The organism is Clostridium sp. Cult2 (genome assembly GCF_021655075.1).
In the GTDB taxonomy this organism is placed as follows: Bacteria; Bacillota; Clostridia; order Tissierellales; family Tepidimicrobiaceae; genus Schnuerera.
Map to the genome: position 1 here is coordinate 1 of NZ_PPXX01000030.1, position 12,817 is coordinate 12,817.

At 30.1% G+C, this 12,817-nt stretch carries 11 protein-coding genes; all 11 read left to right on the forward strand.

Annotation, left to right across the window (positions count from 1 at the left end; translation table 11 throughout):
- Positions 1-128 precede the first annotated feature (128 nt).
- The 11 genes from C3E90_RS03315 to C3E90_RS03365 all read left to right on the forward strand — a co-directional run bounded on the left by C3E90_RS03315 (position 129) and on the right by C3E90_RS03365 (position 12,759).
- On the forward strand, positions 129-1,826 hold the full coding sequence (locus C3E90_RS03315) for an IS1634 family transposase (protein WP_236914180.1): 1,698 nt from the start codon (positions 129-131) through the stop codon (positions 1,824-1,826).
- A gap of 525 nt (positions 1,827-2,351) precedes the next feature.
- Positions 2,352-3,068, forward strand: a complete 717-nt coding sequence (locus C3E90_RS03320) for a transposase (RefSeq protein ID WP_236914181.1) — start codon at positions 2,352-2,354, stop codon at positions 3,066-3,068.
- A 269-nt stretch (positions 3,069-3,337) separates the two neighbouring features.
- The gene (locus tag C3E90_RS03325; RefSeq protein WP_236914182.1) at positions 3,338-3,517 is read left to right on the forward strand and encodes a DUF6440 family protein; all 180 of its coding nucleotides are present in this window, start codon (positions 3,338-3,340) and stop codon (positions 3,515-3,517) included.
- A gap of 687 nt (positions 3,518-4,204) precedes the next feature.
- Positions 4,205-5,596 carry an SLC13 family permease gene (locus tag C3E90_RS03330; protein WP_236914183.1) on the forward strand — a complete coding sequence of 464 codons (1,392 nt, stop codon included), beginning with the start codon at positions 4,205-4,207 and terminating at the stop codon, positions 5,594-5,596.
- Between the two features lie 263 nt (positions 5,597-5,859).
- A complete protein-coding gene (locus C3E90_RS03335; RefSeq protein WP_236914184.1) occupies positions 5,860-6,411 on the forward strand; it encodes a 2-oxoacid:acceptor oxidoreductase family protein in 552 nt (183 codons plus the stop codon).
- Positions 6,389-6,688 carry a 4Fe-4S binding protein gene (locus C3E90_RS03340; RefSeq protein WP_236914185.1) on the forward strand — a complete coding sequence of 100 codons (300 nt, stop codon included), beginning with the start codon at positions 6,389-6,391 and terminating at the stop codon, positions 6,686-6,688. Before C3E90_RS03335 ends, C3E90_RS03340 begins: the two co-directional genes overlap by 23 nt.
- Entirely contained in the window at positions 6,670-7,875 is a 1,206-nt protein-coding gene (porA, locus tag C3E90_RS03345) for a pyruvate ferredoxin oxidoreductase (RefSeq protein WP_236914186.1), read from the forward strand. Before C3E90_RS03340 ends, porA begins: the two co-directional genes overlap by 19 nt.
- A complete protein-coding gene (locus tag C3E90_RS03350) occupies positions 7,868-8,749 on the forward strand; it encodes a thiamine pyrophosphate-dependent enzyme (protein WP_236914187.1) in 882 nt (293 codons plus the stop codon). The genes porA and C3E90_RS03350 overlap by 8 nt, the downstream gene beginning before the upstream one ends.
- Before the next feature lie 167 nt (positions 8,750-8,916).
- Entirely contained in the window at positions 8,917-10,173 is a 1,257-nt protein-coding gene (locus tag C3E90_RS03355) for a dicarboxylate/amino acid:cation symporter (RefSeq protein WP_236914188.1), read from the forward strand.
- 79 nt (positions 10,174-10,252) lie between these two features.
- Entirely contained in the window at positions 10,253-11,434 is a 1,182-nt protein-coding gene (locus tag C3E90_RS03360) for an aminotransferase-like domain-containing protein (protein WP_236914189.1), read from the forward strand.
- A gap of 428 nt (positions 11,435-11,862) precedes the next feature.
- The gene (locus C3E90_RS03365; protein ID WP_236914190.1) at positions 11,863-12,759 is read left to right on the forward strand and encodes a bifunctional enoyl-CoA hydratase/phosphate acetyltransferase; all 897 of its coding nucleotides are present in this window, start codon (positions 11,863-11,865) and stop codon (positions 12,757-12,759) included.
- The last annotated feature ends 58 nt before the right edge of the window (positions 12,760-12,817 follow it).

A 12,817-nucleotide genomic window follows, 5' to 3' on the forward strand; every position in this document is an offset into this window, starting at 1 on the left:
CAAAAATTCAATATAAAGTTAATATAATCCTTTGACTATCCTGGTTAGGGGATATTTTTTTGTCAAATTTAATATATTTCACTGTTATTCTATGCCATTCTATGGTATAATATAGATGGGTGATGTAAATGTTTTTAAAGAAAGATAAAAGGCCTAATGGTCGCATATATTTGTCCATTGTTAAAGGATTAAGAGATCCAATTACTAAAAAGAATAAACAACGTGCTGTAAAAAGTATTGGATTTCTAGATGAGTTTGAAGATATTTATGAGGATCCTATTGAACATTTTAAAAATTTAGCTAAAGAAATGACTGAAGAAGAAAAGCTTAATAATGCTCCCTTAGAGTTTTCTTTTGATAGATCAGAATCTGTTAAGAATAATGAAGTTTTAAGGAAAAACTTTGGTTTTGTTGTTTTAAGTTATATTTATCATAAGTTAAATATTGGTTATTTTTTAGATAATAAGCAACAGAGTTTAAATATTGATTTTTCTTTGAATAAAATTTTACAAGCTTTAAGTTTTCTAAGAGTAATGGAACCTTGTTCAAAAAAGAAGTCCACTGAATTATTAGAAAAATATTTTATGGATTCTGATTTTTCAATTGATGATGTGTATAGATCTTTAGATTATTTTGCTAAATACAAAAAGGATTTGATTTTACATATTCATGAATATATTAGATGTGAATATGGTAGAAATCTCGATAATGTCTTTTATGACGTTACTAATTATTATTTTGAATCTGATGAAGATAATTTTAGGATAAAAGGAGTTTCTAAAGAACATAGACCTAATCCAATAGTTCAAATGGGCTTGTTAATGGATGATGAAGGTATTCCTATTTCTTTTAAATTATTTGAAGGTAATACTAATGACTGTAATACTTTAATGCCTGTTCTTGATGAATTGAAAAAAGATTTTAATTTAGGTAGAGTTATTGTTGTTGCAGATAAAGGTATGAATACAGGAGAGAACATTGCTTACAATGTTATACATAAAAATGGATATATATATTCAAAATCTGTTAGAGGTTCATCTAAAGAGGTAAAAGATTATGTTTTAAATGCTAATGACTACAAAGACATGGGCGATGAGTATAAATTCAAATCAAGGGTTGTTAATACTAATATTTGGATTACTAATGCTAAAGGGAAAAAGGTTCAAGTTGAGATTGAACAAAAACAAGTTGTTTTTTATTCTGAAAAATATGCAAGAAAAGCTAGGAAAGACAGACAAAAGGTTTTAGATAAGGCTAATAAATTAATTAAATTAAAGAAGGGTAGTCTGAATAAAGGAGCTTACAAGTATATTAAAGATGAATATTTAGATAGGGAAACTGGTGAAATTTTAGAGAAAGGTGATTATTTATATATTGATGAAGATAGAATTGCGGAAGAAGAAAAATATGATGGTTATTATTTAATTGTCAGCAGTGAATTAAATATGCCTGATAGAGAAATTATTGAACGTTACAAAGGGCTTTGGAAGATTGAAGAAAGTTTTAAGATTACTAAAAGTCAACTTAAATCTAGACCTGTTTATGTTAGAAAAAAAGGTCATATTGAAGCACATTTTTTCATTTGCTTTTTAGCATTAATTTTAATTAGATTATTAGAAAAAGAAACTAATTACGAGTTTAGTATTTCTGAATTAATTAATTCTATTAAAAATTTAAGCGTAACTTATCTTGATGAAAATTATTATATGTTAGATTATGCAGATGATGTTTCTAAGTCATTTTCAAATATTTTAAATACTGATATTACCAAAAGATTTTGGAAACAGAGTGATATCAAAAACTTAATTGCAAATTCTAAAAAATAATAGGTGTAGAACTACACTCTTTTGTAATTGTTAAAGGCCTATAAACATTGTGTTTACAATGCTTATAGGCCTTATTCTTTGATTTTGCTGCAGAACTCAAGATACTATACTAAAAATTATGTGCTAAATCAACTAACGTTGGAAAGAACCGAAGAAATAATCAATTTTTTAGAAGATGTAAATTATGGAATGAATAAACCACAATTAATCATCTTGCTACAATAATAGAAGGCATTATCAATATAGGTGATAAGGTATCCATTTCAAAGATTGCAGAGAATATTGTTAAGGCTAAAGATAAAAGCTGTATCTCACGATTTTTAAGTAATTCTCCCTGGACGATGAATTGCTTAATTACAATCGTTTAGCCTATATAAAACAACTTTTAAATAATGAACTATGCTCTGATGATATTGGTTTCCTTGTAATTGATGATACTGTCAATTGAAAGGATATCAGAACTAAATTAATGGAGGCACTGGATTTTCATTATTCGCATTCTTTGGATAAGCCATGCTGGTCCCATTGTTTAATAACTTCACATTTTGTGGCAGGGGCTTACTCGGTTCCCTTCAATTCAAACCCTATTACAGAGATATAAAGTGTGATGAACTTGAGATACCTTTTCAAAGTAAAACGGATATTGTCAAAGAATTTATACAGAATTTTAATAAACCATCAAAGCTTAAAAAATATATCCTTATGGATAGCTGGTATACCAGTAATTCGTTAATAGATGAAGCCTTGTCAGAGAATTACCATTTGATTGGCGGAGTAAGATCTAATCGAAATTTCCACCCTGATGGTAATAAAATTAAAATCTATGAATTTGCTAATAATCTTGATCCAAATACCCTAGACTCCGTTACCGTCAGGGGTAAAGAATACAAGGTATACCGTTATCAAGGTAAAGTTGCCCAAATTGATAACAAGGTGCTATTAATATCTTTTGAAGCTAGAAAAAATGGATTTGAAAAATCTGTATACATTCTTAGTACAGATACTGCGCTTGATAATAAGACAACTATAGATTACTATTTGGTCAGATGGAATATTGAAACTAGTTATCATAATTTTAAAGAAAACGTAGGCCTTGACCAATACCGTATTATAGGCCTAATATCTATTGAAAGATACTTTTTGGTATGTTTTTTGGCATATACTTTCCTAGAAGTCTTTAGGGTTTCTAATAGAAGATTATCTCTTAAAACAAACCATTGGAGAAACAATTATTCATCATGAAAATACAATTACCAAAAGATTTGTCAGATATATTTATTATCAAGAAAGGCAAAATGTACCTTTGAAAACATATACAACTTATTAAAATTGCCCGCATAGTTTTTTAAAAAAACTATCAAGATACAAAGAGTTAGCATATGCTTTTTTATTGACACTTATAGGATGCATATCATTTATTATCCTATAATGGAAATCAAGGTTCAAAATTTGCACAACAGGAGTTAATAAATTATAACTTATAAAAGAATCATTAGGTTAGAGGGAAATAGATGTCTGATAAGAGATTTATTACCGTTCACAAAGATGGAAGATTGTCAGGTTTTAAAATAATAGTAGATAGTAAAACTAGTGTTAATTATCTATTTACTTGGGATGGATATGCAGGAGAAATGACTGTATTGTTAGATAAAGGCGGTGAATCAGTTGTTACACCATTAGATGTATATTAGCGAAAATGTTTTATTGGGATAATATAAAGATGAGAAGAAGATAAATATTATATCTAATGACAGACTGCTTATGAAAAACATTGGCTGTTAGGTGGGAACACAGTTTAAGTATAACTGTTGTTATTATTAGAGAAATGAAAGGAAAGAAATATAATATCAGATTAGATAGAAAATTTGCTATATTTATAGATGGAGTTGTTATTGTCAATTGACAGGTAATTTATTTTATAACAGTTAGTAATGAGAAGCCAATCTTGGAAGACATTAAATTTGCTTATTTGAAAGATAATAATTGTAAAAACACAACAATTGCTCCAGCTTAAAAAGGTGGATTTATTTTCAAGCACCTAGTGTTGTACATGAGTGTTGGGATAAAAAGGTACATATCAAAATCCTAGAAATTTATCGAATTGTATAAAGTTAGATAAATTTATGAGGATGTTGCTATGGTTAAGTAATATTGGAGAAACTAGCTGGAATTCGAAGTGAAGAATATTGTTTTAGAAGTAATAAGACCTTGAAGAAGGTGTAGGTGGTAAAATAGAATCATTAGATTATGTAAGATAATAACATCTCATTAGAAAGTACTTGCAACTAGATAAATTATATTATATACTAAATATCATTAATCACTTCACCCATTCCTTTCTTGATGAAATTAATTTCATTATTGAAAGGAGGATTACAATGTTACGATTATGCAAAAATAAAAAGAATATTGGTCTTATATTCGGTATCATAATTGCGATTATCATTTGGAATATTGAAATAACCAATATTTCTACTGATGGACAAAAAGCGATGGCTCTAAGTTTAATGACCGTTGTATTTTGGGCAACAGGAGTAGCTAATGTTGGATTTATATCTATCCTGTATCTAACTAGCTTAGTATCATTAAATATAGCCTCAGCGTCTGATGTATTTTCTCTTTGGGCTTTACCTACTATATATCTGGTGATTGGTGCCTATTTAATAGCTGATGCTGTTAATAGGTCAGGATTGGGAGAAAGAATTGCATATTTGTTTGTTATTAAATTTGTTAATTCTTTTAATAGCATAATAATATCCACCTTTGTTCTTCAAATTATATTAAGCTTGTTAATTCCCCATCCCTGGCCTCGGGCCTTTTTAATACTTTCTATAATGAAGGTAGTTATTAAAAGTGCAAAAATAACAAAAGAGGATGCGGTAATTATTGGTTTTTCTGTATTTGTAGCCACTGTTCCAACAGCAATGGTATTTTTAACCGGGGATAGTACTATTAACATGTTAGCTGTAGATTTTGCTGGTCAAAAATTTGGATGGATGGATTGGTTTTACCATATGGGCATGCCCTCATTAGCTGCAAGTATACTTACTTGTATATTGTTGTTAATAATTTTCAAGCCCAGTTCTACAATAAATATTAATAAAAAGGCAGTCCAAGAAAAATTAGCTAATTTGGGCAAGTTAACAAATTTGGAAAAGAAGACTATATTTTGGGTAATGATAGCTATAGTACTTTGGATGACTGATTCTATACATAATGTAGACTTGGGATGGGTAACAATACTTATTGCTATATTAATGAGTATGCCGATGATTGGAGAAGTTTTAACTAATGAGTCATGGAAAACTGTTCCTATTGATACTCTATTTTTTTTGAATGCTGCATTAGCAATAGGTAAAATAGGAGAAATAACAGGTATGAATTCTTGGATAGTTTCTTATATATTACCATCTTCAGTACCTAAGAATATATTTCTTTTTGGATTATTAGTAGTTACAATATCTATAGGACTTCATATGATTTTAGGAAGCGTCATTGCAGTCATGAGTATTGCAATACCCGCCTTTTTGGCATATACTGGTTCATCATCACTGAACCCTTTAGTACCTGCATTATTAGTCTATACATCGGTTGCATTTCATTATTTACTTCCTTATCAACATATAACAATATTAGTTGGTATAGGCGAAGAGTATGGAATGTATAATGATTCACATATTATGAAGATGGGAATTCCGCTTACCTTAGTGGTGTTTATAACAGTACTATTAATTCAAATACCTTGGTGGCATGTGACTGGTTTACTATAATACAAATTTATATATTTGATAAAAAATAGGATAGACATTTGTTTAGTAGGACAAATGTCTATCCTATTTTTTTATGCATATTGTTTCGCTAGAATAAACAGAATATAGTATGTAGAAAAAATATTCTGAAAAATCATTGACATTACTGTTAGGACAAGGTATAATTTACATTAGAGAAACACCATTTAACATGGAGAAAAATAATATTAAATTTTATCTAGCAAATCTTGTACTTATATTAAGAAAGGAAAGGGCGGAGACAAGTGATTAAATTAAAGTTCTATGGATTAGGAGGTCAGGGAATAGTAACTGCAGGGAAAGTGTTTTCAGAAGCTGTATCTTTACATGAAGACAAATATGCCATTACGATTCCAGCATATGGTCATGAAAGGCGTGGAGCACCTGTTAACACTAGCATTATAATGGATAATAAGCCAATATTGGTGAATTCATTCGTTTACAATCCTGATATTGTATTGGTTATGGATTACACTGTTGTTGATAAGGGGGTAGATATATCTGAGGGTATCAACGAAAATAGTATTTTAGTTTTAAATACGGAAGATGAAAACGTTTTAGACGAGTACAGAAAGTATAATTTTAAAGAAATTTACTATGTGGATGGAACTGAAATTGCATTTAAAAACACAGGCAGAAGAATACCTAATAGTTCAATGCTTGGAGCATTAGCAATAACTGGATTATTAAAAATAGATTCAGTAGAAGCAGCTATTATGTCAATGTTTGGTGAAAAGGCAGGTGATGGAAATGCAAAAGCAGCAAGAGATGCCTATGAAAAAATTAATAAAGCATAATGTACAAGGTCCTGTAGCTACCACATTTATTGCTTCAAATACAGGTAGTTGGAGATTAGAAAGGCCAAAGGTAAATTTTGAGGAATGTATAAAATGTGGTACTTGTACAGTGGTTTGTCCAGTCAATATTGTTGAAGTAAAAAAGGAAGATAAAGAGTGTGTAACATTTGACTTTAATTATTGTAAAGGATGTGGAATTTGTGCAAACGAATGTCCTAAAAAGTGTATTAGTATGGTACCAGAAAGGAGTGAGGTGTCATGGCCTATAAAATGCTAGATGGAAATGAAGCCGCTGCTGAAGCGATGAAATTAGCTAAAGTTCAAGTAGTATCAGTATACCCAATAACACCTCAAAGTTCAATGTCAGAAAGATTAGCAAAAATGGTTGCATTAGGTGAGCTTAATGCTGAATATATAAGAGTTGAATCTGAGCATAGTGCAATGTCTGTGGCAACAACAGCACAGTTAACAGGAGTAAGGGCAGCAACTGCAACTTCTTCAAATGGACTAGCTTTAATGCATGAAGTTCTTGGAATGGCAGCAGGTAATAGAGCACCTATAGTTATGCCAGTAGTAAATAGAGGAGTAGCTGCACCGTGGACATTGTGGTGCGAACATGGAGATACAATGTCTCAAAGGGATATGGGATGGTTGCAATTTTATTGTCAAAATGTTCAAGAGGTATTAGATTTAATGCTTATAGCGTATAGAGTTGCAGAGGATGAAAGGGTAATAACACCTGCAATGGTTTGTTTAGATGGATTTTTCTTATCTCATTCTATGCAAAAAGTGGATGTGCCGGATCAAAAATTAGTGGATGAATTTGTAGGACCGTATATACCAAAAAATACATATTTAGATACAAAAGATCCAATGTTTTTGTGTAATTTAACAGGGCCAGAGGATTATACTGAAATGCGCTATCAACAGAAAGTAAGTATGGATAATGCTCTTAAGATTGCTGATGATATTATAATAGAATTCGAAAAGAAATTTAGAAGAAAGATTGAAGTAGTGGAAGGTTATAAAATTGAGGATGCTGATGTTGTACTTATAGCCTTAGGATCTATGTGTGGTACAGCAAAGTATGTCGTAGATAAGATGAGAGCAGAGGATAAAAAAGTTGGACTAGTAAAGATAACAATGTTTAGACCATTTCCAGTTGAACAATTAAGAAGAATATTGGCTGAGAAAAGTGTAATAGGAGTATTTGATAGAAGTGCTGGACTAGGAAGCCAAGGAGGACCTGTTTGGAGTGAAACTTGTGCAGCATTAAAAGACGAAGCAGCTGATATTAGACACTATGTTGGTGGACTTGGTGGGAGAGATGTTACTGTTGAGAATATTGAGAAGATATATAATGAGTTATTAGAAATAAAAGATGATAAAAGAGAAGACCATACTGAATGGATAGATTTAAAAGAGAATCCAATGGAAATTAGGCGGGTGATTAAGAATGTATAATATTCAACATAATTCTAAAGGTTTAGTTTCACATGGTGTTAGTGCTTGTGCAGGATGTGGGTTGGAATTAATTATTAGAAATACCTTAGATGTATTAGGCGAAGATACTATAGCTATAATTCCTCCAGGATGTGCAGCATTATTTTCAGGATTTGGAAAAGAAGCAGCTTTAAAAATACCAGGGTTTCAGGGAAATCTTGAAAATAGTGCAGCGTGTGCAGCAGGGGTAAGAGCAGCTTTAAATGCAAAAGGGAATAAGGAAACTACTGTATTAGCCTTTGCAGGTGATGGTGGGACTGTAGATATAGGATTACAATCTTTATCAGGAGTTTTAGAAAGGAAAGATAGAATATTATATATTTGCTATGACAACGAAGCATATATGAATACAGGAATACAGGGAAGTAGTTCAACACCATATTATGCAATTACAACTACTACACCAGCTGGAAAACCTACAGAAAGAAAAAATTTATTGCAAATAGCCATAGCTCATGATATTCCTTATGCTGCAACAGCATCTATTCACAATTTAAGTGATTTTAGGAGAAAAGTTCAGAAAGCAAAGTATATAGATGGTCCCTCTTTAATTCATATACAGACTCCATGTCCTACAGGGTGGAGATATAATCCAGCTAAAACGATTGAATTAGCAAGATTAGCTGTACAAACAGGGTCATGGATTTTATATGAGTATGATAATGGAAAAGTAAAAATTAACACTAAATTCAAAAAGCTTAAACCAATAGGCGATTATGTGAATTTACAAGGAAGGTTTAAGCATTTAACAGATGAGCAGAAAAAAGAATTGCAAGAAAACACTATTAATAACTACAAAAATTATATAAAGAAATTAGAAAATATGAATATCTAGATTTAAAACAATTAAAAGAATTATATTTATAAAAATCAAAAATTATTAAAACTAAAACATTTTTCTAATATAACCTAAATAAAAAATCAATATCAAATTACCAATCAAAGTTTGTGTGCCTAAACAATATTTTTTAACACAAAAATAAAAAATAGGGGGTATTAATAATGGAAAAAACTAAAAAGAAGCGTCAACTTTCACTATCTGCTAAAATAATGATAGGATTGATTCTAGGGATTATCTTAGGAATAATATTTGGTAGCAAGATAGTGGTAATAAAGTTTCTAGGTGATATTTTTATGCGGCTATTGAGAATGTGTATTTACCCATTAATATTACTTAGTATAATTAAAGCAATATCAAGCGTAGCTGATATAAGTAAGCTACGTAAGATTGGTGGCATGTTTATTGGTTATGTATTTATTGGCTCTAGTATTGCAGCGACGTTTGGGATAATTTCTATGAAAATATTTAAACCAGGAGCTGGCATGCATTGGGACCCTGGTACTACTCAAAGTATACAAATGTCCGCAGGTTCTACTTTAATTGAAAATATAATTTCATGGATACCTGATAATCCATTTGCATCAATGTCAGAAGGTAATTTGGTACAAATTGTGTTTTTTGCTATTGTATTTGGTATTATTTTAGCTGGGATTCGTGAAAAATACAAAAATGCTGAAAAAGCACTAGATGTAATAGATGGATTGAACGAAGTTGTTTCAAATATGATAAATATGGTACTAAAATTTGCTCCTATAGGTATATGCTCAATGATGGCTGTTATGGTAGGAACTACCGGATTTGAAATGTTAGCAAGTGTAGGAACTTTTTTGATAGCTTACTGGGTTGCAATTTTAGCTTTTGCCATCATTGTTCTTAGCTTGTTTATTAAGATAGGTGCAAAATTAAGTCCATTACAATATTATAAAAACATATTCCCAGTTATTGTTATGGCTTTTACTTCATTATCTAGTGTAGGTACTTTACCAGTTACTATGAATTGTACGAAAAAAAATTGTGGTGTTGCTGATTACATTGTAGATTTGATTGCTGCCCCAGCTGCTACAATTAATATGAATGGTGCAGCAGCTGAATATGCGAGTTACATTATTTTTGCATCTTATATTTATGATATAGAATTATCCATTGCACAAATTGCTTTTGGAATTATTCTCTGTGTTGTTATGTCAATTGGTGCTGCTGGTGTACCAGGAGGTGGAATCATTATGAGTACTATTACATTGAGCGTTATGGGTTTGCCACAAGACATTGTACCTGTTATTGCAGGTGTATATACTCTTCTTGACTTAGGGGCGACAGTACTTAATGTTATTGGTGATACTACTGGCATGGTATTTATAGCATCAAAAACAGGTGATTTAGACAAAGAAGTATTCTATGCAAAAAATGTGGCAGCATAAATTTATTATTATATCAAGTGGTGTACAGTTAACTTTGTTGTATTATTATTTTTTATAATAATAGGAGGTATAAGATATTATGAATATTAGATTTTCTGAGAGAGCAAAATTATTGAAACCGTCTGAAATAAGAAATAAATTATTTGATAATCCTGAGATTATTTCTTTTGCAGCTGGAAAACCAGAAGAAGCATTATTTCCTGTTGAAGAACTATTACCTTTAACTTATGATGTTATTAAATTTGAATCGCGAGAAGCACTTCAATATAGTAGCACAGAAGGTTATAAGACATTTAGAGAAATTATTGCTAATCAAAGAATGAAAGCTGCTGGTGTAAATGTTACAGAAAAAAACATTGCATTAACATCGGGTTCACAACAAGGTATTGAACTTTCTGCAAGAATATTTATAAATGAAGGAGATGCTATAATTTGTGAAAGTCCAAGTTATGTAGGAGCTTTTAATGCTTTTCAGCCATATAAGCCTAAGTATGTAGGAATATCTATAGATGAAAATGGTATGATAATTGAAGAGCTTGAAAAAGCTTTAAAAGAAAATAGCAATGTAAAAATGATTTACACAATCCCAGATTTTCAAAATCCTACTGGTGTATGTATGAGTGATGATAGAAGAAAGCAGTTAGTTGAACTTGGTTCAAAATATAAAGTTCCTATAGTTGAAGATTGTCCATATGGAGATTTAATATATGAAGGAGAAAGACATCCAGCTGTTAAAAGCTTTGATAAAGATGGGTGGGTTATCTATTTGGGTTCATTTTCTAAGATATTTTCACCAGGTTTAAGATTAGGATGGGTATGTGCATCAGATGAAATTTTAAATAAATATATATTTGCTAAACAAAGTTCTGATTTACAATGTGGTTCAATTAATCAGAAAATTGCTGGTGCGTATATGAAAAAATATAATATCAATAAACATATTGGGAAACTTAGGAATGTTTATAAAGAAAGAAGAGATGTAATGTTGGACTGCATAAAAAAATATTTCCCAAAAAATATAAAACATACCATTCCATCTGGTGGGTTTTTTGTATGGCTTGAATTAAAAGAAGATATTAACACAAACGAATTACTTATAGAAGCTGCAAAAAAAGCTAAAGTGGCTTTTGTTCCAGGAAGTTCCTTTTTTACAGAGGAGGGGCATAATAATTTTATACGTCTCAGTTTTTCTCATGTAGAAAAAGATGATATAGTAAAAGGTATGAAAAGACTTGGAAATTTATTGCAGAGTTACTATTAATAAATTTATTTTTATTTATTATTTTCATAAAGATAATAAATATTACTACCCACTTTAATAATTATCTGGATTTAGTCATAGATTATACGGCTATTGTATTTGCTTCAATTAATTAACAATGCAATAGCCTTTTTATTTAATTTGGTTCTGCAAAAATAATATCATAATTAGTAGTGTTTTCAAAAAAATGAATATAGTATAAATCTTCAACCTTTGTTAAATAAAAGTTATCACACAAATATAAAATGGGGGTTGAGAACTATGCCATATACAATTACTAATATTATTAAAGCTAAACCAAAAAGCTTATAACGATATTGAGATAAAAAAATTAATAATCTACAGTGTTAATAAAGATTATATGAAAAATATTTAGGAAAGGAGAGTATTGATGTATTTGTGCTTAAATACATCATACATGAGAATAAATGATTATAAAAAATTTTGAACAATTAATGGAATTAGCTATTAAAAACGAATCAAAAAAAATAGCAGTAGCTGTGCCGGATGATTTAGAAATATTAAAAGTTATAGAAAAAGCTGGGGAAATTAAACTTGCAGAATTTATTTTAGTCGGGGATAAAGAAAAAATCAAAAACATTATAAAAGAAAATAATTTGACTGTTAAATCTGAAATAATTAATAAAATAGATCATAAAAAAGCAGCAGATACAGCCGTAGATTTAGTAAATCAAGGAAAAGCTTCAACTATTATGAAAGGAATGTTACACTCTTCCACATTTCTAAAAGCAGTTTTAAACAAAGAAAAAAGTTTAAATACTGGAAATCATATAACTCAAATATCAGTTTTAGAAAAAGAAAATAATGAAGGTTTAATGTTTATAACTGATTGTGCTATAACTGTAGCACCTGATTTAATGAAGAAAAAAGAAATTTTAGAAAATGCAGTTAATTTAGCTCATAAAATAGGAATTCAAAAACCTAAAGTTGCCGTATTAGCTTCTTTAGAAATAGTTAACCCAAATATGCAAGACACAGTGGATGCAGCTTTATTAAGTAAGATGACTGATAGGGGTCAAATAAAAGGTTGCGAAGTAGATGGACCTTTTGCATTTGATAATGCTATATCACAAGAAGCAGCTAAAACAAAAGGTATAACAAGTACAGTTGCAGGAAATGCAGATATAATATTAGTACCAAATTTAACAGTTGGAAACACACTTACTAAAGCAATTTCTTATATAGGCAAGAAAAAAGTAGCAGCTGCAACGGTTGGAACTTCAGTTCCTATAATTTTCACATCTAGAACTGCCTCAATGGAAGAAAAGCTTCTTTCTATAGCACTCGCTGTCTATACATCATAATATTATTACAAAGAATAAAATCAACAAGAAAGACCAACTATAAAAAGTCAAGCAATTA

Coding starts and splice junctions, on each gene's coding strand:
- C3E90_RS03315 (WP_236914180.1), top strand. CDS start 129: ATGTTTTTAAAGAAAGATAAAAGGCCTAATGGTCGCATATATTTGTCC.
- C3E90_RS03325 (WP_236914182.1), top strand. CDS start 3,338: ATGTCTGATAAGAGATTTATTACCGTTCACAAAGATGGAAGATTGTCA.
- C3E90_RS03330 (WP_236914183.1), top strand. CDS start 4,205: ATGTTACGATTATGCAAAAATAAAAAGAATATTGGTCTTATATTCGGT.
- C3E90_RS03340 (WP_236914185.1), top strand. CDS start 6,389: ATGAAAAAATTAATAAAGCATAATGTACAAGGTCCTGTAGCTACCACA.
- porA (WP_236914186.1), top strand. CDS start 6,670: ATGGCCTATAAAATGCTAGATGGAAATGAAGCCGCTGCTGAAGCGATG.
- C3E90_RS03350 (WP_236914187.1), top strand. CDS start 7,868: ATGTATAATATTCAACATAATTCTAAAGGTTTAGTTTCACATGGTGTT.
- C3E90_RS03355 (WP_236914188.1), top strand. CDS start 8,917: ATGGAAAAAACTAAAAAGAAGCGTCAACTTTCACTATCTGCTAAAATA.
- C3E90_RS03360 (WP_236914189.1), top strand. CDS start 10,253: ATGAATATTAGATTTTCTGAGAGAGCAAAATTATTGAAACCGTCTGAA.
- C3E90_RS03365 (WP_236914190.1), top strand. CDS start 11,863: ATGATTATAAAAAATTTTGAACAATTAATGGAATTAGCTATTAAAAAC.